Origin of the sequence: Bacteroides sp. AF29-11 (assembly GCF_003602895.1) — a bacterium.
Classification (GTDB): Bacteria; Bacteroidota; Bacteroidia; order Bacteroidales; family Bacteroidaceae; genus Bacteroides; species Bacteroides uniformis.
Window position 1 is genome coordinate 43592 of record NZ_QTLY01000009.1, and the last position, 22794, is coordinate 66385.

A 22794-nucleotide genomic window follows, 5' to 3' on the forward strand; every position below is an offset into this window, starting at 1 on the left:
TATTATTTTATGATTTCTAAATCTTCTGCAAAAATAACATTCATCTTTATATATTTCTGTTGTTCTTCATCTATTTTAGGAGGACCTTCTAATACCTTTAGTAATTCATCTTCCAAATTTTGGGCTCGTCCCTTGTCTTTAGTACCCCATTGAGAACCAATAGATGAATTTATTCTTTTATCTCCCATTTCAGTCACATCATCAAAATTTCCACCCGCAATTTGATCTGGATTATGCAAAGCTGCCAATGAACTTAATCCATCTTCAACTTTCTTTGTAATTTCATCATATTTAAAATTTTCAGCTGATAACAACATATAATCAAACATTTTACGTCTTTTATATGCATCTCGAGCATCATTTTGAGCAGTTTGACTAGACGAACGTCCTTTTTCTTTAAATGTCTTTCGATTAGTTAACCATTCAAAAACTGTCAGTTTATTAATCCCATCTTCTTGCATTTTTAGTTGTCTCCTCATTTCTTTTTCATAATGAGGATTATTTTGGAATTTTCTTTTCAATTTAAACGGAGGTTTCACATGTATAACAGAAAGTATAAAAATTGTTACAGAAGATGAGGATTTTTCTGATATATAATCATTTTTATCATTTTCTTCTTGTATAGAAGAAGCATTTCCATTAGAAACATCCGACACCTTCCAAACCTTCTCCCTCACCTCCAGATTATTCCTCTTGATAATCCCCGGCGACAAATACGCCACCATCATCATCGGAGCGTTCCCGACACTCATGTATTCCTCTATTTTCACGCAATAGCAATCCCAGAACCGGAAAATATCCGCAATCTCCACTTCGTTGTAGATGAAATGGATTTCCCCGTTGTGCATGGTTCCTTCGTTCAGCCAGTCATAGAAGAACTGCTCTTCACCCTTGCACTCAAACGCGAGCGTGATCAGGTCTCCCTCGACCGGCAGACACTCCCGATTGCCGATTTCCTCGCAGACTTGGATGTGGAGTTGCATGATTTTTCTCAGATTCGGGTCATCATAGTGCCGGACGTGGCACCGATAGTTATAATAGAGTATCGGCACCTCCCTTCCTCTTATTTTCAGAATAGTTTCATAAATCATGATAATACAGTTTCAGGTGAATGACTAAGGTAATAAATCACGGCTGATCCAGTAGTACGTCTGCCCGTTGGATTGGAATGACTTGCCGGCGGCTTCGTCCAGCAGTTTTTTCTTTTCCTTGAAATATTCAATCAGCATGTCCAGTTCCACATCCGTAATCATTTTCTTTTTCCGCAAGTCCTTGACACGGTAAACCTCAAAGAAAGGATAGTCAGCCGGACAGGAGGTAAACCTTTGCAATACCTCTGACAGGGGCATTCTCAGGAAAGTCTTTCTCCCCACCTTGCAATATCTGTCCCTGTTGCGCTCTGAAAGGAAATGTCTGACCAGTTTTCTTCTTACATGTCGGGTTGAGGCATATTCCGGCACGTTCAGGCTGTCCGTCTTGATGCGCACGGTCGATTCTTCGGTGTCTGTCTGTAGATAGTCGTCCGGACAGTCGCAAATATCCGCTTTCGCCCGCTTTTTCTTTTTGACCGCCTCGTATTTATAGTCCACAATCAGTTTGGCGGGTGCTTCCACATATTTTCTCAACCGTTTGAACTCCTCTTCATTGACAAGCAGGTAATAGTCCAGTGTGGAGGACAGCGAGTCCGGCAATGCGACAGGTTGCGCAGGCAGGCTCCAGGCGGGTTCGATACCCGGAAGTACGGACAATATGGGTTGCACATCCGGCTGGCGGATATGGTAATAATCTGTCATTGTTGAGTCCGTCCTATATCGGTGTGTACCCACTTCATCGAATGCCCTTGCCAGGCTGTTGCTCAACAGGGTATTGTCAAACTTCACTTGCAGCAGCATGGAGTCCACGGCGGCGGTCAGTCCTTCCAATTCCAGCGATTCGTTCTTTTGCGGAAACACCAGCCATCCCTGCGTCATGCTCCGGTTGGGAAAATCCAGGCAATAGATATTATGGTTCACCTCCGCGTATTCGCTTTCATTCCTGATTTGCTCGGGATATACAATCAGCTCCCGTTTCTTCCGGCTGATGCGTGGTGCCGAGCAGTCTATCATGTTCCCGATTTGCAGCACGAAGTTGTTGAAGTTGTCCGGCTCTCCTCCATAGAGCTGGAAACCAAGCAGACGGCAGTTGTTCTTTACCAATTTGTTCACCAAGGTGGAGTCCGCCCACTCGCTGTTGAATCCTTTGTCTCCGATAACAACCAGAATATTGGTCTCATCCGGACATTTATTGAATTGTTCCACCCCGATTTGAAGGCCGGACCAGTTGCCGAACCGCCCGTATGTGGGTTTCAGTTGCCCGGCATTGCGTGCCTTGGCGGAAAGGAAGTCAAGCAATTCCATGTAGTCGGGAGTCAGCTTGCAGATAGGGTCCTCCCGGTTGTCCGGTTCGTTGAAGGTAAGCACGGCGCCGAACTTGAAAGAAAAGCTCTCGTCATTTGCCAGTTGCGACTGTAATCCCTGGATGGCATTCACCACGGCAGGAAACCGCTGGATGGTGCTCTCTTTCCCTTCAAGGACGAACATGAGATTTATTTTTCGCAGGTCCTCCTCAATCTTGTGTTTGAATGTGCCGTAATATATCGGATGCCCGTTGACGTTCAGCACATAGCTCTCCCGTTTGTCTATGACCGGCATCGGCACATGCGTTCTGAAACAGAACGCCGTATCATTGTGCCGGTAGGACAACACCGGGCTGTACCGGATGGTGGGTTGGTTATCGGCGAATTGCAGTTTTTGTCGCATCTCATCGGATGACAGATGTAAGGTGTCCTTCCGTTCCCGGTCTTTGAAAACAAGCGTGCTGTCCGGCAGCGAGGCTATGTCTATATGGAGCTGCTGTTCGGGAGCGGTCAGCAACCTCCCGTCCATCCATCCGATGGCGGTCTGCCCGATACTGTCTGCGTCAAGTTGCGGTTTGTTCGCCACGAGGACACATCCTTTGTCCGCAACTGTTTGATAAGGATACACGATACCGTAGAATGGGATTTTGCCCGCTTCTTGCGTCAGGTCGGGATTTTTAAACAGCTTTACGGAATCGTTGGCAAAATAGGCATCGGGATCGGCAAACGCCAGGGTGTCGGTCAGCATGACCACCTGCTTGTTCTTGAATCCCGTAACGACATCGGTAAAGCCGCTCCGGGTCAGCAACAGGTCGTTCTGGTTGATCCACCCGCAATACTTGGCCTGCTTCCACTCTTTCAGCCTCCCGTTTTTCAGGATGGCGGGGTCGTACCGGATCAGCCGGAGCCAGTCACCTTTTCGTTTGATGACTAAAAACGCGTCCATATATTCCACCGCCTGCATCTCGTTCTTTCCGCTCGGACTCAGATAGGTCGTTCCGGCTTCACGGGCAAAAACGATCCACGGGGTATGCCTGAACAGTGTCTGGCTGCGTGGAACCTTCACTCCTTCCACGGAATAGTTCCGCATATACTCACGGGGGACATTCTTTATCCGGGTAAAACGGTGTACAGGTCCGCAGGATATCATACAGGCGATACATCCGCAAATCCATCCTCCTTTAACAAGTGCCGATATATAGTTCTTTTTCATGCCTCATTCTATTTTTTTGATTCGGAAAAGCGTTCGTGCTGAGTTACCATCAGCTGCATCACACATTCGTTGTTCAGGTTGTTTCCCATATCGACGAACACCTCGTCTATAAGGGTTTTCCTGCGTGCTATGATTTTCAGTCCTTGGCAATAGGAATAGAAATCATTCTTCTTGCTGTTGTTGACAGTTACCGCTATGTCCGGATTTCCGCAAAGGTATTTTTTCAGGATATAATTGTAATGGGTATTGAACGGCTTGCCGTCCACGATGGCCTGCAAGTGTTCACGGATGTCATTACCGATAATGACAAGCACGTCCGTCGAGTCGTTCTCCGTATATTGGGGAAGGATTTCAATGGTGTGCCTGACCGGATATTGGGTATTCTCCGTAGTCAGCAGAACCTCGTATATGCCAGGTTCTGTATAGGCGTAGAGCGGGTTCTGCTCCCGCGAATCGACAATTCCGGACTCTCCGAACTGCCAGCGCCATTCTTTCGACGGACCGTATCCTTTGAAAGATACGATTTCTCCCTGGAAGGCGGTTGCAGGTGCTTTCATCCTGACAAGTTCGTCGCTTCCGTAGTCATCCCGGCTCTTGTGTACTGTGATGATCTGTTTCCTTTCCAGTCCTCCGTCCACCTGAAGGCGTACTTGGTAGCGGCCGGGTTCCTTGAACACATATTCTCCGCTTCGTTCGTGTGATATGTCCCCGTTGCCGAACTCCCAAAGCCAGGAACGTGCGTTGCGGGTGCTGTCCGCGTAATGGACGGCTTCTCCGGTTTCCACCTCTATGGGGGTCAGTGTCATCCGTATGGTACGGTTGGAAAAGAACAGCCGGATCAGTATGGCGACAAGAACGCATAGCAGCATGGCTGCGATTACGAACAGAATCTTTCTGGTATAGATTTTTCCCATGTCATTTTCCATTTTTAGTGCCCGAGCGCAGGTCTTCCTCTTTTTTCCGCAAGCCGATCTCGCACTCTTCCAGATTGGCTTTGAACAGGCTTATGTTTTGTTCGATGCTCCATAGCTGTTTCTTGTCGGACAGCCACATGGCATAAAAGTCGGCAATATGCATGAACAGCTTGTAACGCTTGTCCCAGTTGTTTCTTTCGTATGTGTTCCGCAAGTTGTTTATCAGATAATGGATATCGTCCTCCTCATATTGGGCATAAACGCCCGGTTCAAACGCCTCGATCTTACGGAACAGGGAGTCTGTCGGAAGCTGGCATTCCGCCTGCTCCTGTTGGAATTCCTTAATGCGGTTCATTTTGATTTTCACGAACTCTTTCTGTTCAAATATCTTAAAATCCGAATTCCACATGAATATCGCCAGACAACACGCTACGGTCGTCAGGAAAAAGAACAGGAATACATAGGCATGCCCCATGAAGATTTCCCGTTTGTTCATTGTCTTTCTGTTGTTATCCATAAATTTACAGTTTTATTTATGATTGTTGTTGGGACCGACATTCAGGTTACGCCGTGTCTTCCAGTTATCCTGAATACATTGCATCAGGTCTTTCTTCACCATCTCTTCCTGGATATTCAGCAGACGGATGGAGTCCTTTACTCCGAGGAAGATGTTGATGTTTCCCAAAAGTTGCCTGTAGAGCCTGCAATCCTTGGCATCCATGCCCTGGACATATTTGAGCAGGTTCATCTTGCGTGTACTGACAACGCTTTGTAGGAGCATGTCGTTGATCTGGGGGGAAGTGTTCATCAGTTTCATGTACTGGTAGACGGAATCCACGCTGTTCGACAGGGACAGCTCCTTGGCATAGATGTGGTCATACTCCAGTGCCTGTTCCGTAATCCGCTTTACTTCTATGCCGGAGGTCTTCAGGAAACAGGCAAAGATGGTTACCGCAAGGATGATGCAGCACGTCAGATAGCCTGCGAACCTCAAATAGGCTTTCCTTACTTCTGTGTTGTTTTTCGGTTTCATATAGAATAATTTTTGTGTTTATAAATAAGTGCTGATGCCCAGATAGGCGCCTTGTTCGTCTGGGGTCCCCAGTCTGAACCGGGCATCTTCCTGTTGGATGATGTAGCGGATCTGTATCTCCTTGTCCGAAGGGAGGAACAGCTCCGCCAGCGCATTCAATATTTGGCAGTCGATGGCACCGGGGAAGAAACTTTCCATCCGCCGGGCGGGCAGGGGGCCGATTTCCATCAGCATCCGGAAAGTACCGTCGGCAAAACTGTTTCCCAGAACCATATTGTCTCCCAGGATACAGCTTCCCAATTTGGGAATAAGGCCGGTATCCGCTTCCACCACGCACTTGTCTCCTTTCCTGAGATGGACGGGCACACCCGTCAGGATGGTCATGCACTCGCCGATCTTGGAGGGACTGGCCGTAATCTGCTCCATATAGGCAAGCATATGGACAAGCATGACCGCCAAATGGGTTGGCAGCAGTTCCAGCACGGGCCATTGTCCGGAAAAGATACTCACGAAATCCGGATGCACGTTCATCTCGTCTATGCGGCGTTCCTTGTTTTGGAAAGTGACCAGCATATGGTCCAGGGAGATTTCAAAAGGCTTGAAGAAACGGCGGGCGAAGAACTCCTCTTCCCGGTGGACACGGATTTCATCCAGCACCTGCTCCTTCGATATCTTTTCGGACTGGTAAAGGTTCTTGTGGAATATGCCTTCGGGCAGTGCGTCATAAAGACTCCGCCTGTTCACATAAAGATACAGGTAGTCCGTCAGGTCGTAATGGGAATATTCAGAGTGGATGTCATGAATGTCTTTCGAGAATCCGCGCCGTATATCCCCCTTTCTGGAAATGAGGGTACGTTCCGCGTCATATCCGGCTTCTTTCAGCCCGCTGGCAACCACTTCCGCCTTGAAGTCCGTATCCGGCAGGTTGAACGAATGGGGATGTTCGTCAAAACATACGATTTTATCTGTTTCTTCTGTCATGGCTGTTCGTTTATGAGGGATTAATCCAAGATGTTCCAGCGTGATTCGCTGGACTCTTTCGGTTGTCTGGAACGTTCGGCGACCACGATGTTCTCTTTGTGCTTGCCGATATACTCCAGACGGCTGAGAGTGGTCCACAAGTCATTGAACAGGTATAGGAAACGTTCTGCCGTAACCATCAGCTGGCGGATATTGTGGTGGTTGTACAGCAGACCGCTGTTTTCCCTCAGCAGACCTTCGTAAGCGCCTGGGGTGATGCCGTTCCACTCGTTGAAATATTTCAGCAAGTCCTCTTTCTCTTCCTTGTCCATAAAACTCAGGCATACATACAGATGATGCGCCAACGTGGAGAACACGTTCAAAAAGCGCAGCGGCGAGTAATACTGCCCCTCATTGCGGAAAGAGAAATAGATGTCGGATATGAACAGCATGACATGGCGGCACAGCATACCGATGTTGGTGGCAAGGTCGGTTTGTTTCTCCGCATTCTCCACCTTGGCAAGGATGTCAAACGAGGCTTTCTCGATGGAATCGACAAGCTGGCCGAATTTGGTATAATAGCCTTTCAGGTCCGGATGACTGGACATGCTCGTGCATGGAGGGATGAAGTTTCCGTCCACCTCGCAACGGTTCCCGTTCTTACGCAGGCGGCCGATCAGCAGGAAGTGTCTTCCTAACTCGCTTCCGTCTGTCTGTCCGGTCGGTAACACGCTCAATGCGTATTTGGGCAGGGCATTGGGCTGGCGGGGGCTTATCTCTTTCTCGTCCGGAACGCCCGATGGCAGATGCTCGAAAGGGTCTGCCATCAGTATGACATCCCAGCGCCGGTCCTTTTCTTCCGTTTCATCCGTGGAGATATGGAAACTGGCGGTCAGCTCGTCATCGTCACCGGCATCGTAATCTATCAGGTAGCCTCCGGCCGTAAGGGCATGGCAACGTTTCAGACGGACTTCCAAAGTGCCGGTAACAAGTTCCGTAATGCTGAAATCACCGGAAACGGATTCTCCTTTTCTGAACGGCAGGAGTCCGTAGGTGTTGCGGTTCAGATAAAATGACTGGTATTCGCACAACCGGTCCGTAAAGTGGTCTTCCTGTTGCGTGAAATGCCCTTTGTTGACAGGCATTCCGTCCGCCCAGTTTACCAGCGGGTATTTTTTCTTCTGGCTCTGTTTTCCTATCATGACGTCTCTATTTAAAATTCATTATACTTTACAAGTTCGTTCGCCACACGCTTGGCAATGATTACATCGTGCTGTTTCAGCCTGTTGTCGGCAAGCGTGAGGTCCGGGTCTATATAGAACCGCCTTTTGAAAAAGGAGGGTTTGGTATAGAATACCCATTCGTAATATGCACCGCCCTCGTTCTTGTACACGATGGGAGAGGATGGCGATTTGAGGTTGCAGTCGTCGATCATGCGCTGGAACCATTGTCCGAAGATAACATCCTCGGATGCCTTGCCGGTAATACGTTCCGATGCCGGATCGTCCACCTTGCGGAATATCTCCACATCCATCACGATGCTCCGTTTGCGGTTGATGCGCAGGGTGTCCGAGTCATATTCCTCTGAATACTTCCAGACTTTATAGATTTCAATGGGTATGTCAAAATAGCTGTTCACCGTTTGGGTATACAGGAGCGGGAATACAAAAGGCAGCAGGCAGGTGGAGGCCCAGACTCCATACTGGAGTTCGTTGCAGAGGTTGAAGACCACGGAGAACAGTCCGGCTCCCAATAGCGTGACCGTAACCGTCAGCAGGCATTGGATGCCGAATGATGGCATCTCCTTGCCCGAGGCGAATACCTTGCGCAGGATGAACCGGTTATAATGTCCGGCAGTCCAGTACAGGACAACCAGCAGGATATAGACATAGGGCATGAAGCTATAGTCCATAAACCCGCACAGGGCGGGCAGGGCAAGAATCATGCCGCACAACAGCAGATATACGATCAGTTTTCTATTGTTGAGCAGTTTGTTCTTGCGTGCGATAAAATAGGCCGCGATTCCGAAAATCACGGTTAGCAGCGGCATCAGCAGGTACGATGAAATGAGATGTTGGGTAACTGGGTTCATAAGTATGATATTTATGCTTTATTGTATTCTATGAATATCCGGTAGTTGAATGTGTCCGGCGAACAGGCCGAGAGTTTGGTACGCAGGTTGTCTTTTATCTGTTTTTCCTGCGAAGGCTCATCCAGTTTCGTTCCAAGAATCAGATGGACCTCTTTGGTACGCACCAGCCCTTCATGGGGCATCGGGCTGATCTCCACTCCGTTCCGGATTTCTGTCCGCACCAATAGCTCACCGAGTTCCTTCTTGCAGAAACTGGCTATGTCGTTTTGTGTCAGGATTCGGCCGTGCGAGATGAAACCGTATTTGTAGATGTCGATCTGTTCCCTGTTTTTGGGGGCTTGTTTTCCACCGTAGGTGGTGCTGACCAGCGCGAGTGTCTTCGAGTCCAGATAAGTGGTGGCATTGGGTGACAGGTTCACACCGGCCTGTATCCGGTTGCCCACCTCGCAGTTGGTGGTCCAGTATTTGACGGTAATCTGTCCCTTGCCGGACAACTGGTCGATCATCAGATAATAGGGAGTCTCCCTGGACTCGTTCATGCTGTCGGCTGTCTGCTTCATTTGTGCCATCAGTTGCTCCATCTGGGTGGTAAGTGCCTGTAGCTTGATGCTTGAAACGGCATGGAAGGCATGGGTCTCGTCATCGAGCAGGTCTGACAGGTAGCCGAGCAGTTCCTTGGCGGAACGGGAATCGAAACGTTCGCATCCGCCTTTGCGGATGGAGTAGGTTCCATTGCTTTCCGTAGAATCCTTTTCGGGATAGAGAAGTTCATGATAAGTCTTCCCGTCGGAGTCTTTCACGCTGTGTACGGACAGCAGGGACTCATGGTTGCCTGTGCGTAATGGCACCACCCTGAAGGTGTCCTCAAGGGGAGTTGTTTGTTCATGCAGTGTCTTGTTCTCGACAGGTACGATATTGATGCCGGCATGCAGCTCTTCCAGGACTTCCGGCGTGAAATGGGCGGGAAACTGTATCTTCACCCAGACCAGCTTGTCCTGCATTTTCTCAAGGACGGCTTCTTTGAAGCAGGAGCGCAGGATGTCCGGAAGGTTTTTCTTCCAGGAACTGTCAAATGGAAAGGATTGCGATACCTTCAAGAAATGTTTGCTGTAAATATCCATGACTTCCCTGTCTATGACGGACATCACATCGTAGTTTTGGAAAAAGGTACGGGTCGGCTCTTCCGGTATGGTTGTCCTTTCATGGATGCCTCGTTCCATCACAACCGGCTTCCCCTCTACGGACCATTCCGTACAGGGGAGCAGGAGCAGATATTCATAGCTCTCCATGAGGTTTGGGAAATCCAGATAGAAGGAAAAGTCCTCAAGGTCGGAAATGGATTCATCCACCGCCACCCCTAACCAGACGGTACGTGGAGGCATCCTTGTTTCCGTACGGGCAATCATGGTCTTTTCCAAGGTTGGGGCTATCCGGTAGAGAAGGTCGTCGCAGACCATATATTTCACATCGGCTTTGTGCAGAAGGGTATCGCAGGCAGGATAAAACGACACGCTTCCGGTCGATAGTTTTCGGGTAAGGGAATCGCTCTCGTAATACATGCCTGACTCCCTGGTTATCTGATAGCATGGCTCTATGGGATAGGCGTGTACGATGCCGTGTGCGGGAAAGGGTGAGGTCAGTATGCCCGGAGTAAGGATTCGGGCGGTCTTTTCCAGCAGCCTGGTCTCGATGGCGGTAAAATCCTCTCCCAACATATATACCTCGTTGGACAAGGCTTCCAGCAGGAGCTTGACAACCGGGTCGAAGTTCTCCGCCTTTTTTATTCCCCAGAAAGCCGCGGCGTATTTCAGCATACGGTTTCTGATTTGCTCTTTATTGTATTTTTCTGTACTCATACGCCTCTTATCGGGTTGAAATGGGTCCTAAATAAATCACATAATAGAAACAGCGTTTTTCTCCGGTATGCACCAAGGTTCCATATACATATACCTGTACACGTTTCTTTACGGCGGGAGCGTCGAACACATTGTCCTGCCGGGTGGTGTCATCAATGATGACCCGGACATTCACACCCGTAAGCCGCTTCTCATGCTGGGTGATCGCCTTGGTGATGTATTCCGAGAATTGCCCTTCCCAACGGGTGTGTGAAACGATGCTCTCAAAGTCGAGGAAAAAGATCTCACAGCCGAACTCCTTGTCAAAGGCATGTTCGCCGGGAGCCGTACTGATAAGCAGCTCGATAAACTGGTCGATGGACTCGATTTCCGAACAGGATACGAGACGGCTGTTTTCCACATCCTCGCTGAGCAAGGCGCCAAAATCCAGGGGCAATTTGCAAAACTTTGTTTCCATGCTTGTCAGTGCCATTCGTTTTCAAATTCTTCGTTCGTAAATCTCATCGTCCTTGCCGCAAACAGAAGGACGATGCTGCCGGAATGGGATATACGGTCAACCTTGCGTTGCAGGCGGATGCAGTTCCCTTCCACAAAGCGCAAGGCAAATGCCGCCTGTTGGTCAGGTTGGTCCTTCTGATAAATCCGTATTTCGCCGTCCTCACGGGAGTCGCTGTATGCGGCCCATCTCAACAGTTCGTTACCCGGCATACCGGTAAGGGTACAGGTGACGAATCCGCCGTATGCCTCACCTTCAGGCAACCCGTCACGGTCTGTATTCCGCTTGAATTGCAGGTCGAACTCTTCAATGCTGTATGTCTCATGGCAGACGGACATCCGCATCACGTAGCGGTCATCCGGCATTGAGGATTTTTTGTTTTTGAACAATGAAGTGAACCAGTTCATGATTATAAGTTTAAGTGACACGAATCGCCGGTCTCCATTTCCCGGAAGTGGATGAATAGTGAGGTACGGCTCTCTTTGGTTGTTGAATGTACGTTGAACTCAAGGCATTTTGCTCCCTTGAAACGGATGATCTCTTTGGGAGTACCGGGCAGGCCGGAAGTGTTCATCACCTCTCCGTCCTTCAGGATTCTTGAATTGAACATCCATTCCAAGAGTTCCTCCGTTGGAAATCCGGCAATACTCACCCGTATTTTGCCGCCGTATGTCTTTCCGATTACTTGCCCGCTATAGGTGGTCTGTTTCCGGAAGTCATACTCGTAGCCCAGCAGATCGTATGCCTGCACTTCTTCATGCTCCGAGGGTTCGGCTGTCCAGAACTTGATATACGATTGTACACTCATATCCTTATACTTTTTTATTCTTCTTCACTCGTCAGATTGGTTTGCAGCATAGCGGTCAGAGTCCGTTCCTCGTTCATGCGTGACTCCACGAACAGTACTGTGTCTTGGCTGTCCAGATGCTTGCGTACATAGGCCCGCAGGTAGGCTTTGAATGCCTGTACCTTCGTCCGGTATTCCTCTAAAGGGAGGGCGAAGATGTCTTGCGTTCCTACCCGTTCCAATCCGTATTTCTCCAGTTCTTCTTCAAATGACTTTTTTGATTGGTCATTGGAAATTGTATAAATGATTAATGTTTTATACTCTTTCATAAATTATTGTTATTTAAATTGATAAAGAAAAAACATCAACAAAAGGCCAACCGTTGGTATTACATATCTAATACTTAACACTGTCTTATCTGAATATTTAACATTGTAAACATTGTCTTTATATTTTTCTAATAGGGTATTAATTCTTTTCTTATTGTAAAAAAGGTATATTATAATCCAAGGAAGAAAACAACCTATTATCCCTATTATAATTCTTGTTTCTTCAGATGTATTTGGTAAAAAAAAATCTCCTGTTAAAACAAATGATAGTATTAATATAATAAACAAATAAGTAATTGTAACAATTTCAGATAGAACGCATGTTGCTCCAAAACGAGGAAATTCCTCATTCTTAATACTTATTATGTAATATCTATAAAATAAATAGTCAATAATCTTTTTCATACAAATTATTCATTATAGATTTAACCACTCGGGTATTATCTGGCACTATGATAAAATCATCGTCATAATGTCTCTGCACTTGATGATATTTCCTACCTTTTCCTAAAATAATTCCATTTTCATCACCCAAACCAATTTTTCCAGCATAATGATCTATCCAATCACCTAAAGACTTTTCAGTATTTGCATAAAGTAATATATCTATACCTACAACAACTCCACCAAGTACCCAAGAAACAGGAAATGCTGATGTTAGCATATAAATTGAAACTAAATGGGAAACTTTTAACTGTTGAGAGTGTAAAATATCAAAAGCTGTTAAAGCACTATTTGCCCATAAAAGACCTTTTTTTATAGTCTTTAATGTATTAGGTATTAATTTGTCATTTAATTTTTCTGAAGATACATTTATTCCGTTATTTTTCAAGGATTGAGATAAATTCTCAGAAAATTCTCTTGCTCTATATAAACGATCTAAATAAGGGGGCGTTTTCAAGAATTTATCATAAAAATTTTTTTCCATTACAAACATCTCATTCAAAGGACCTACAGCGGTACCTACCACTCCACTCGCAGCAGATAATCCCCATATTATTTCTGTAATATTTGTACTAAAATTATATTCAAAAGACTGTAATTCACCTGTATGCTCTATTTTCTCACAACAACATCCTTTCAACTCACCATTATATTTGTAAGACAATATTTCTACATTTACCATTGTATCATTACCAAGAGAGTATAAATGAATCTTTAAATCATCACTTGAAAGAAGTGTTTTCTTCTCGCCTTGATATACAACATAATAATTACCTAAAGAATCTTTCTTTAGAATATTGTTTTTTAATTTATCTGCGACAAGATTAAATCCTTTATTTTTGCTCTCTTCTGACTGATCAACACATTGAATATCAATTATTTTAGAATAGCAATCGTTTCCTTGTACAACATCATATGGTAGGCGTTGTACAAAAGCATATCCCAATCCAAGTACATGACCTGTATAAAAATTTCCTATCTTATTATTCAACAAGAACAAGTCAGGATAAATTATCGTACTATCATTTTCTTTAGACATATTTCTTTATTTTACCCAGTTATTATCAAATTCAATACCATTCATATTGATTATTTGAGGAGATAGCATTAAACTGGTATTTAAACCTATACCTATCCCTATAGAACGTTTCAAACTGATACAGTACGCATTCGTAAACGCCACCTCAAATATCACCCCAGACGTACCGGTCTTGAACAGCACTGCCCCGTTCTTTTTCACCCACGGTTTAACAGCCCATCCGTAGATGTTGTTTTTCACCGTCTGCGAAAGGGTTATCATGATTCGTCCCCCTCGCACTTCGCCTTCCGGTTGGTTCTTTAGGTTATCTACTGGCTGGTGAAAACCTATTTTGAACTGTTCCACTGCATATTCGTCGCCGTCAACGCTGAATATGACATTCACGTTGCTGTCCACTTGCGGAAAATTAAAAAGTCCCATAACGCTGCTGTTTTTAAAACACCCACTGATTTTCAAATTCTTCTGTACCGAATGCCAGCTTCTGTGCCTGTACGGTCAGTTTGGTCGCAATATAGCTTTTGCCCTGCCGGATATAGCTGATTTCCATATCCACACAAGTCGCTTTCTCAAAGAGTATCTTTTCGAGTGTGGAGCCTTGGTTGTCATGGACAACGATGGCTCCGCTCTGGTATTTACGGGCATCCAGCATCCACTGGATCATGTCACGGTTGGGAAGATGAGGGTAGGTCACATAGAACGTACCGCCTTTTACCTCGGTCTGTGCCTGTCCTTTGATGTCTATCCCTTGGGCAAATCCGAATTCGCAGCCGATGAGCTGGTAGCTGTCCTTGTACATGTCGGTCAGTGAGGAGGCAGCCAGGTTGCCTATCTTTAAGAATACGGTATATCCAAACATACGATACTTGATTATTGGTGAATATTCCAGGTTAATTCATTCTGTTCGTCCAGACCTACCTCCAGACTTTTTCCTTTGCCCAACTTCTCGTTGATGATAAGCCGTGAAATCGGTCTGCGCAGGTAGTTACGGATGACCCCGGCAACTTGGCGGGCACCGTATTTGGGAGTGAAGCCTTTGTGGGCGAGCATTTTCCGGGCATCATCGCTGATGGTGATGCCGATACCCTGCTTGTCCAGAAGTTTTCTGACTCCGTTGAACTGTATATCGAATATTTTTAGGAGTATCTCTTCACGGATGGGGGAGAACGGAACGATTTCAGACAGGCGTGCCAGAAACTCCGGTCGGAAATACTGTCCCATTACCTCCATGATCTGGGTGGTGGGCGGAACATTCCCGGATTCAAGTTGCCTGGTCAGCCATTCACTGCCCACGTTGGAGGTAAACAGCACGATGGAGTTGGAGAAATCCCCCTCTTTGCCTAAACGGTCATGCAGCTTCCCCTCGTCCATGATTTGCAGGAAAATGTCATATACGGACGGATGCGCTTTCTCTATCTCGTCAAAGAGGACTACGGCGTATGGCTGTTGGCGTATTTTATTGACTAACATACCGCCTTCCTCATAGCCCACATATCCCGGAGGTGCTCCGTAAAGCAGGGCTGCGGAATGTTCCTCCTTGAATTCGGACATGTCAAAGCGAATCATGGATTTCTCGTCATTGAACAGGGCTTCCGCCAGTGCTTTGGCGAGTTCGGTCTTGCCGGTACCGGTCGGTCCCAACAGGAAGAAGGAGCCGATGGGCTGTCCCGGTTTGTTCATGCCGCTACGGGATTCAAGGATGGCGTCCGTCAGCGTTTTCAAAGCCTGGTCCTGTCCGACGACGCGTCGCCGCAGATACTCTTCCATATTGAGTAGCCGTTCTTTCTCCTGTGATTGTATCTTGCCGATAGGAATGCCTGTCTTGCTGGCGACAACGGCGGCCACCTCGTAGATGCCTACCTCCTCTATTTTCTTTTCGGCAAATTGAAGGATGGCGTTCAATGCGTTTCGCAGATAAGCGGCGAGTTCTTCATACTCCTGTAATTCATGGATATCCGCCTCGTCAGGGATGACGCCTAAAAGGATAGGGCTTAATTTGTTGTGCATTAGGAAAAGCAGCGTTTTCAGCTCTTCCGTCTTTTCATGGGGCTCTTTCTCTTCCTTTTCTATCTCATCCAATCCGGACAGCAAAGTCTCCGTGTCCTTTTTCCCTGTTTCATTGACCATCTTGATGGCGGAAAGCGTCATATCCAGCAGACCGATGGCGGAGTCCGGCAGACGGCGGTCTTTCACGTACCGCTTGGCAAGACGTACACATTCGGCTACGGCATCGTCGCAGATTCTTACCTGATGGTAGTCCACATATTGTTTCTGCACGGAGTGCAGCATTTGGATGGCGGACTTTATGTCCGGCTCGCTTATCTGCACGGTTTCGAAACGGCGGCTGAAAGCATGGTCCGGCTCAATGATCTTGCGGTATTCGTCAATGGTGGTGGCGCCGATGACCGTCAGGTCGCCGTGCGACAGTTCGGGTTTCAATACATTCCCCGCACCGGAATTTCCTTGCCGGTTGTCCAGCAGTACGTGGATTTCGTCAATAAACAGGATGGCATTGTCGATATTCCGCAATTCTTTCAGGATATTTTTCAGGCGGTCCTCAATCTCTCCTTTATAGGTGGCTCCGGCAATCAGGGAGGCGTTGTCTAACTCGAAGACACGGGCTTCAGCCAGGAACGAAGGCACCTTATGGTTGACAATATCCCAGGCTAACCCGTAAACCAGTGCTGTTTTTCCCACACCGGCATCGCCGACTATCAGAACATTGGACTTGCTCCGGCTTCCCAGTATCTCCATGACCATACGGTTTTCACGGTCGCGGTTGATGACCGGATGCAGCCTGTTTGCCGCAGCCGCGGTAAGGTCCACGCAATACTTTGCCAGAAAAGAGGACGAGGCGGAGGCCGGAACATAGGCATCCGCCGTGGCGGCATGAGAACATACCGGCTGTCCGTTACCTATATATATGGAATGGATATCCTTTTCCAGAATGGGGAAAGACCTGAGCTGGTCACTGGAAAAAGCGACACCGGGCTTTGTCAGTGCCAATAGCACGCAGATGGGATTGATGTCGAACAGCCCGAACTGGATTCGTGCGTCATCGGCGGCTCGGAAAACGGAGTCTATCTGCTCCGATGGCTTGATCTCGGACAACCGGGTGGATTTCGGGCATTGCTCGATGTACACGTCCGCCCACTCCTCCAGATAGCCTAAATCCTTACCTATACTTATTATAAAATCTCGTAGCCCTACATCCTTATGAAGTAGAGCCTTCAACAAATGCGAGGGAGTATAACACTCGTTCGCATTTTCACGAGCCACTGCAAGTGCTATGTTAAGCGCAATTTTTACAGAATCATCAAGATTAATGAAACCAACTCCTGTATCCATAATCATTAAGATTTAAAAATTGCGCAGGAGAACATTGCAAATATAAGGCAAAAAAAATAATCCAGCTATTTTTGACCATTGTTTTTTTATGCTTGTGAGCATGTTTCCAACAAAAACAAGAAAAAATCCTCGAAAGTTCTTTGTAGTTTTCAGAAAATGCCATATATTGGGCGCAGAAATTGAAGGACAAAGACAGGGTAACAACAGACCGCCTCTGACCGGATATTTCAAAATCAATTTATTGTTTAATTTAAAACTTTGAGACTATGGCATTTAAAGCGTCATTTAAGTTCTCGGACTCAAGAGAGTTTGATGTATTGAACTGGAGAGTCAAGTTCAATCGTGATGTGGACCCCAAAGGTCGTCCGGCATCTGACATTTATGGTGGCACAATCTATGTGGAAGTCGAATCGACTCCCGATACCATTGTGCTGGATAAAATGTTCAAGCAGTACCAGCCTGTAAACGGAAACATCGTCTTCAAGAAAGCGGATGAGGATGCCAAAATGAAGGAACTGGTGTTCGAAAACGGTTACGTGGTAGAGTATGAGGAGGCACTGAATGTGGCTAACGCCTATCCGATGACAGTCAAGTTCGCCATTTCCGCACAGACCGTGAAAATGGACGAGGCTACGTTTACACAGGATTGGCCGGAAAACAACTAACGGTTGTTTCCTAATCAAAGTTTTAAGGTGCCGGAATATACCAATTCCGGTTATTTCGGCACCAAAAAACATACCGACTGGTCGGTTTAATAATTGAAATTCATAGTTTAAGATAGTATGGGAGCAAGTTTTCTGAATTTGGTGGCTACTAAAGTGACCGTGAAAGGAGAAGAGCAGAAGTTCGTTTCATTGTGTCTCCGTCAGGGTTTTAACCGGCATCACACCTTTACCGTGGTGGTGAATTATCTGTCGCCTAACAATACGTTCCAACAAACCCCGGAAAAATTCATCGGTTACATCGGGGAGACCGCCAGCATTTCGTTTGCCCACAAGCAGACGGGTGAAAGTTATGATTTCGAGGGTGTCATCACTCGGGTGGAAATGGTTGGAAGCATGGGTGAGACAGGCGGAGTGGCCATTCATGGAGCAAGCCCTACGATACTCTATGAGAACAACAGGACACTCGACTCATGGATGGACCAGTCCCTTTCCACCATAATAAAGGAGGCGACACAGGAATATGGAAAGGTCAACCTGGTTTCCAACCCCAAGTATGCGACGCCTATACCTTATATGGCGCAGTATAATGAGAGTGTCTTTGACTTCATGAACCGCCTCTCGGCACTCTATGGGGAGTGGTTCTATTATGATGGGACAAAAGTGTATTTCGGAAAGCCGGAGAAGGACAATACGGAGAAAATCGTTTACGACATGGATCTGGAAGAAGTGCGTTTGGTTGCCAACCTGATACCGGGAAAATCTGCAAGATACGATTATGTAGCGCAGGAGAACAAACAGCATAATGCAGATACGCCCGCCAAACCGGATGGTATGAACGATCTTCAGTCCATTGCACACGGTTGCTCCGAAAAGGCATACGCCGCAAAAACAACCTCGGCAGCCAATCCTCATATAACGGACAAGGCTGGATTGGACGAGCAGATGAAAGTCGTCAGAAACGAATCCGGAGCCAATCTATTGAATATAAAGGGCATAGGAAAGACTTGCCGGATCAGGATCGGCGAAATCATTGATGTCTCTTTCCCTGACAGGATGGGTCTGTCTCCTTTAGGAAAGTTCCGCATTGTCGAAGTCGTGCACGAGGTACGCCGTGACGGACACTATACGAACTCCTTCGTCGGTATTCCGGACGGTACGGTACATATCCCTGTCCCCGATGTGAGGCTTCCGCTGGCGTTGCCGGAACTGGCTACGGTAAGGAAGAACGATGATGAGAAGGGGCAGGGACGCGTGAAAGTGGCTTTCGACTGGCAGAAGAATGATAAGACAACCAATTGGATCAGGGTGCAGAGTCCGAATGCGGGAGTAAGCGATGCGGTTCCCAAAAATCGCGGATGGGTATTTGTCCCGGAAGTCGGAGACCAGGTCATGGTCGGCTATGAGCACGGCAATCCGGATCGCCCTTATGTAACGGGAGCCATGTTCCATTCCGCTTCGGGAAAAGGTGGCGATGAGAACAACAAGACCAAAAGCATCATCACACGCAGCGGTAACGCCATCGTTTTCGATGATGAGACGGGAAGTATCGTCATTACTGACCGGACGGGAAAGCAGCTGATTCTGCTGGACGGCACGGATGCCATTACCGTCATGGCGAAAAAAAGCGTTACCATTACCAACGAGGATGAATCGGTCATCATAATGGACGAAAAGTCGATAGGCTTGCAGGCGGATACCATTTCCATTGAAGGCAGGAAAAGCGTGACGTTGTTGTCCGGCAACGAGAACATGGTACTCAGCAGCGAGAAGAATATAATCAGTGGAAGCGGTACCAATATAAAAATGGAAGCGGCCAAAGAATATGACCTGACCACCCGGACTGGGACGCTCAACGGTACGAACCTCGTAATAGAAGGCACGGCGGATGTGGCGGTTTCGGGAGGAATGGTAAAAATCAATTCGTAATCCGGTTGGTTATGGGAGCATCTGCATCTGTTATACAGGAATATTACAAAGCGGTCGATTACTGGGCGGACATAGCCGGTAACAGGGACTGGAAACTGTCTGTATGGATTGTCGGTCAGAATGATGTGGACCTGGTGGACAGGTTTTTGGAAATAGAACGTTCTCCGGTAGGACGGTTCGACGATATATTCTTTCGTTTTGATACTCCGTATAAGGGGGATGACGAGGAATACGCCGAACAGCTCTGGCAGGAATATGCGGGCTGGTTCTCGGAAAAGGTTGAGGAGAAGTATGATATTCTCAGGGCTCTGCGGCACGACGGGCTGTTGAAGGAAGAATATACCCCCGATGTGTCGGTTGAACATACGGCGGGCAACTTGTGGAGAGAGATGTTGCGTTTCAAAGCATGTATCTCCCGGTTGGATGATGCCTTTTTCTGTCTGTACTTTCCTCCGGAACAGGAAAGGGGGTGCTCCCGGACAGGATGGTTCGGCAATGTGCTGAAAGAGGGCGTCCCGCAGGGAATCCGGATGACAACCATTGATTTGAAAGGGAACAGGAATGTCAGGCTGGACGAGTCCCGGGAGGTGGTTTGCATACGCCCCCGGTTCGATATGGCGGCGGCATTGCATAACCGGATGGCACGGTCGGATAGCGGTAATGACCTGATTGCGCCTGAAAACCGGTTCAAGCAGCAGGTGACGGTTGTCATGGATTGTACACAAAAGCAGGATTGGAAATTATTGGACAGGGAAATCCGAAAACTATTGGATATTTCCAAAGAAATGAAGGATACGAATATCCGGACTTCCGCTCTGTTCATAGCGTCTGAGGCGTGTTACGCGATCCGGGAATACAGGCATAGCATGAAGTACAGCGATGCGACCATCAAAGAGGCGGAGAAGGCGATGGAAAGTGGCGAAGCGGCAGGATACAGTTATTGGAAAATGGCCGTATCCATGAAAGCGGCGATTCTGACGGCCGGGAAAAGACGGGAGGAGGCGGTTGCCTTGTATGAAGGGATGGCACGGAAAGCCATCACGCAAAAAGACCCTTATTATGTCATGGAAGGCTACCGCATGTGTGGTTTCCTGCGCTACGAAGATGGGAAGATGGAACAGGCTTTCGAATATTTTTTGCTCGCCCTGTCCGGGGGGAGTTACCTTTCCGGGGAAATCAGGCGGAGTTCCACGTTCACTTACGCGGCACATCTGGCTCTTCACACAGGAAGACAGGTTCGTTCCCCGCTTGATGTCTCGATTTTGGAAGGACAGCTCCGGGAGTGGCTCGGGGACGACTGGAAGGAATTGGTGGACAATCCGGACATGCAGTTGGCGAAGGCCAGAAGAAAAGGGGGGATTTTCAATTGACAGAGATTTAATTAACATATATTTTTAATTTAAAATTGAATAAGTATGGACCTTGGAAATTATGGAATCGGCGGAAACGAGGTGAAGATTGACGCTTCCGAAGGTATTGCGGAAATTCCACAAAACCGAACGTTATTGGTGGAACAGTTGACAAAAGACGAACCGGTGGCTCCCGAAGTGATCGCAGGCTTGACCAACATCGACGAAGTGTTTGCACATTTCCGGCCGGAAATAGATATCGAGTTCTCGGATGCGGAGGGGGCTCCCGTAGAGGAAAATTTCCGTTTTCAAAATGTCGGCGATTTTTCTGTCAAGAAGATGACGGAACAGAGTCCTTTCTTGTCCGGGCTGAATGCGGAGAAACAGTTTGCGGACAGGATGGAGAAGTCATTGCGCTCCAACAAGGTGTTGCAACGGGTACTGGAAAATCCGGAGACACGCGGGGCTTTCGTCAATGCGATTTCCGCCATTTTGGACGATTTGAAGAACAACGAGAAGTCTAATCCTGCTAATGAATGATAGTTATGAGCGAACAGAATACACAAAGAGAAGCTGCCGTACAGCAGCAACAGGCTGTGGAGCAGTCCAGAAATCTGAATGCAGAATTGCAGGTTCTGGCTAAGTTTGGAGGTTTTAATGTCCTGGAATCTTCCGTGGACGGCATACAGAACCTGAACCCGGAACGTAAGGCGCGGCGGAACATATTCCTTTCCGATCCTGAACGGACGGGTGAGCGCAAGGAACTGAAAAAACGGCTGGAAATGTGGCTGGATATGCTGGAGGGTAACAAATCCATCGGCGAGATGGTGGAATTGTGCCAGAAGAAATCGGCGGCGGTATCCGGTCTGCTTTCCCAAAACCAGTTGAAGGCGGTAGAGGAGGTCAAGCAGTTGGAGAAGTCTTACCGCACGGTCATGCTCTTCTACAAGAATACGGATTCCGACAAGATCAAGAACATCTCCATCGTGAACGCTTCGATGGACCAGCTTACCGATTTGGACAATTCTTTCTTCATTGATGCCATTGCGAACGAGCTTCGTGCGAACTATGACCGGTTGGACTTGCGTACCAACTACTCTCTTTTGGTTATTCCCGGGTATTTGGGTTCCAACAAGGTGATTGAAAAATGGGCAAAGATAGCACATGACAACAAGGTGATGATTTACACCGATTTCGCTGATTTGGAAAAGCCGGATGACGTTATAGAAATGTTCTTTGACTCCAACCTTTCGGGAGGCGATGTGTACAAGTCTAATGTATGTATGACCTGCAATTACCTGGTGGGACGCGGACGTTATGCGGAACTGGGCGAAACGGAAGATTTGTTGATTCCTCCTTCTGCGGCGTTGGCGGGCAGTGTGTACAAGACGGTAATGGCACAGGTTACCGCCGGAAAGAAGTACGGTTCCATGAGTGAGGTGGACGGGGTTGCATTCAACCTGAAAAAGAGTGAGATCTCTGAAATCGAGAAGATTGGCCTGATTCCGATGGTGAAGGAGTACGGCAAGGTGATGGCTTTCTCTGCCAAGACTCTGTTCAATGGGGATAATCTGGGATTGCAGACCTATTCCGTGGTCCGTGTGTTCGACTGGGTGACGAAAGTGCTGATGGACTTCCTCAACCGCCGTGCCTTTGAAAACTGGAACAGCAAGGCGGAAAGGGATTTGCGTGGTCAGATCAGCAAGTTCTTGGACAGCATACAGGGACCCGGACGCTTGATTGAGAAGTTCAAGATTCTTCGTTTCGAGCGTGACCCGAAGCAGAAAGACCGCATTTTCCTCGACATTCACCTGACTCCTTATTTCCCGGCAAAGAGTTTTGTCATCAAGCTGGAAGGTACAAAAGGGGATGACGAGAACGACTGGAACAGCGATTATGCGCAGGATGCATAGATAAAGTCCTTTCTTAGACGGCCGGAGTGTTCCGGTTG

The 22794-nt window shown here is 47.5% G+C and carries 24 protein-coding genes; 6 read left to right on the forward strand and 18 right to left on the reverse strand.

Going from position 1 to position 22794, the window contains the following annotated elements; all coding sequences use genetic code 11:
* Positions 1 to 2 precede the first annotated feature (2 nt).
* The gene (gene tssD / locus DWZ03_RS15705) at positions 3 to 935 is read right to left on the reverse strand and encodes a type VI secretion system tube protein TssD (RefSeq protein ID WP_243634971.1); all 933 of its coding nucleotides are present in this window, start codon (positions 933 to 935) and stop codon (positions 3 to 5) included.
* On the opposite strand from tssD (DWZ03_RS15705), the gene DWZ03_RS20270 reads away from it, so the two are divergent.
* Entirely contained in the window at positions 828 to 1115 is a 288-nt protein-coding gene (locus DWZ03_RS20270; RefSeq protein ID WP_233556152.1) for a hypothetical protein, read from the forward strand. The genes tssD (DWZ03_RS15705) and DWZ03_RS20270 overlap by 108 nt on opposite strands.
* Here the strand turns inward: DWZ03_RS20270 and tssR are convergent, their stop codons facing one another.
* Genes tssR through DWZ03_RS15790 form a run of 17 tightly spaced genes read right to left on the reverse strand, consistent with a single transcriptional unit; the run spans position 1116 to position 16903 of the window.
* Positions 1116 to 3608 (reverse strand): type VI secretion system protein TssR domain-containing protein, encoded by a 2493-nt coding sequence (gene tssR, locus DWZ03_RS15710; protein WP_117884326.1) that lies wholly within the window; start codon positions 3606 to 3608, stop codon positions 1116 to 1118.
* A gap of 8 nt (positions 3609 to 3616) precedes the next feature.
* Positions 3617 to 4522: a PKD domain-containing protein gene (locus DWZ03_RS15715; RefSeq protein ID WP_117884373.1), complete on the reverse strand. Its 906-nt coding sequence runs from the start codon at positions 4520 to 4522 to the stop codon at positions 3617 to 3619.
* A 1-nt stretch (position 4523) separates the two neighbouring features.
* Positions 4524 to 5039: a type VI secretion system transmembrane protein TssO gene (locus DWZ03_RS15720; RefSeq protein ID WP_005942799.1), complete on the reverse strand. Its 516-nt coding sequence runs from the start codon at positions 5037 to 5039 to the stop codon at positions 4524 to 4526.
* Positions 5040 to 5051: 12 nt separating this feature from the next.
* Entirely contained in the window at positions 5052 to 5555 is a 504-nt protein-coding gene (locus tag DWZ03_RS15725; protein WP_005942797.1) for a type VI secretion system TssO, read from the reverse strand.
* Positions 5556 to 5573: 18 nt separating this feature from the next.
* Positions 5574 to 6536 carry a type VI secretion system baseplate subunit TssG gene (locus DWZ03_RS15730; RefSeq protein ID WP_074783320.1) on the reverse strand — a complete coding sequence of 321 codons (963 nt, stop codon included), beginning with the start codon at positions 6534 to 6536 and terminating at the stop codon, positions 5574 to 5576.
* Between the two features lie 20 nt (positions 6537 to 6556).
* On the reverse strand, positions 6557 to 7717 hold the full coding sequence (locus tag DWZ03_RS15735) for a hypothetical protein (protein WP_117678120.1): 1161 nt from the start codon (positions 7715 to 7717) through the stop codon (positions 6557 to 6559).
* An 11-nt stretch (positions 7718 to 7728) separates the two neighbouring features.
* Positions 7729 to 8607, reverse strand: a complete 879-nt coding sequence (locus DWZ03_RS15740; protein ID WP_005942792.1) for a TssN family type VI secretion system protein — start codon at positions 8605 to 8607, stop codon at positions 7729 to 7731.
* A gap of 11 nt (positions 8608 to 8618) precedes the next feature.
* On the reverse strand, positions 8619 to 10463 hold the full coding sequence (locus DWZ03_RS15745) for a type VI secretion system baseplate subunit TssF (RefSeq protein ID WP_117884328.1): 1845 nt from the start codon (positions 10461 to 10463) through the stop codon (positions 8619 to 8621).
* A gap of 7 nt (positions 10464 to 10470) precedes the next feature.
* Positions 10471 to 10935 carry a GPW/gp25 family protein gene (locus tag DWZ03_RS15750; protein ID WP_005942788.1) on the reverse strand — a complete coding sequence of 155 codons (465 nt, stop codon included), beginning with the start codon at positions 10933 to 10935 and terminating at the stop codon, positions 10471 to 10473.
* On the reverse strand, positions 10926 to 11366 hold the full coding sequence (tssD, locus tag DWZ03_RS15755; RefSeq protein WP_233556149.1) for a type VI secretion system tube protein TssD: 441 nt from the start codon (positions 11364 to 11366) through the stop codon (positions 10926 to 10928). Before tssD (DWZ03_RS15755) ends, DWZ03_RS15750 begins: the two co-directional genes overlap by 10 nt.
* A gap of 2 nt (positions 11367 to 11368) precedes the next feature.
* On the reverse strand, positions 11369 to 11767 hold the full coding sequence (gene tssD / locus DWZ03_RS15760) for a type VI secretion system tube protein TssD (protein ID WP_117884330.1): 399 nt from the start codon (positions 11765 to 11767) through the stop codon (positions 11369 to 11371).
* 14 nt (positions 11768 to 11781) lie between these two features.
* Positions 11782 to 12075 (reverse strand): hypothetical protein, encoded by a 294-nt coding sequence (locus tag DWZ03_RS15765; RefSeq protein WP_117884332.1) that lies wholly within the window; start codon positions 12073 to 12075, stop codon positions 11782 to 11784.
* Positions 12076 to 12084: 9 nt separating this feature from the next.
* Complete coding sequence (locus DWZ03_RS15770; protein WP_117884334.1) at positions 12085 to 12480, reverse strand: sodium transporter; 396 nt, start codon at positions 12478 to 12480, stop codon at positions 12085 to 12087.
* Complete coding sequence (locus tag DWZ03_RS15775) at positions 12464 to 13558, reverse strand: hypothetical protein (RefSeq protein ID WP_117884336.1); 1095 nt, start codon at positions 13556 to 13558, stop codon at positions 12464 to 12466. Before DWZ03_RS15775 ends, DWZ03_RS15770 begins: the two co-directional genes overlap by 17 nt.
* Before the next feature lie 6 nt (positions 13559 to 13564).
* Positions 13565 to 13978: a type VI secretion system tube protein TssD gene (gene tssD / locus DWZ03_RS15780; RefSeq protein ID WP_117884338.1), complete on the reverse strand. Its 414-nt coding sequence runs from the start codon at positions 13976 to 13978 to the stop codon at positions 13565 to 13567.
* A gap of 13 nt (positions 13979 to 13991) precedes the next feature.
* Positions 13992 to 14414 carry a type VI secretion system tube protein TssD gene (tssD, locus tag DWZ03_RS15785; protein ID WP_005858603.1) on the reverse strand — a complete coding sequence of 141 codons (423 nt, stop codon included), beginning with the start codon at positions 14412 to 14414 and terminating at the stop codon, positions 13992 to 13994.
* Positions 14415 to 14425: 11 nt separating this feature from the next.
* The gene (locus tag DWZ03_RS15790; protein WP_117884376.1) at positions 14426 to 16903 is read right to left on the reverse strand and encodes an ATP-dependent Clp protease ATP-binding subunit; all 2478 of its coding nucleotides are present in this window, start codon (positions 16901 to 16903) and stop codon (positions 14426 to 14428) included.
* Positions 16904 to 17169: 266 nt separating this feature from the next.
* Between DWZ03_RS15790 and tssD (DWZ03_RS15795) the strand changes: the two genes are divergently transcribed.
* The 5 genes from tssD (DWZ03_RS15795) to DWZ03_RS15815 all read left to right on the forward strand — a co-directional run bounded on the left by tssD (DWZ03_RS15795) (position 17170) and on the right by DWZ03_RS15815 (position 22756).
* Positions 17170 to 17568, forward strand: a complete 399-nt coding sequence (tssD, locus tag DWZ03_RS15795) for a type VI secretion system tube protein TssD (protein ID WP_005942768.1) — start codon at positions 17170 to 17172, stop codon at positions 17566 to 17568.
* A gap of 117 nt (positions 17569 to 17685) precedes the next feature.
* Positions 17686 to 19494 carry a type VI secretion system Vgr family protein gene (locus tag DWZ03_RS15800; protein WP_117681492.1) on the forward strand — a complete coding sequence of 603 codons (1809 nt, stop codon included), beginning with the start codon at positions 17686 to 17688 and terminating at the stop codon, positions 19492 to 19494.
* Positions 19495 to 19505: 11 nt separating this feature from the next.
* A complete protein-coding gene (locus tag DWZ03_RS15805) occupies positions 19506 to 20864 on the forward strand; it encodes a hypothetical protein (RefSeq protein WP_117834239.1) in 1359 nt (452 codons plus the stop codon).
* A 45-nt stretch (positions 20865 to 20909) separates the two neighbouring features.
* Positions 20910 to 21383: a hypothetical protein gene (locus DWZ03_RS15810; protein WP_005942760.1), complete on the forward strand. Its 474-nt coding sequence runs from the start codon at positions 20910 to 20912 to the stop codon at positions 21381 to 21383.
* A complete protein-coding gene (locus DWZ03_RS15815; RefSeq protein WP_181980037.1) occupies positions 21380 to 22756 on the forward strand; it encodes a DUF5458 family protein in 1377 nt (458 codons plus the stop codon). The genes DWZ03_RS15810 and DWZ03_RS15815 overlap by 4 nt, the downstream gene beginning before the upstream one ends.
* Positions 22757 to 22794: the final 38 nt, after the last annotated feature.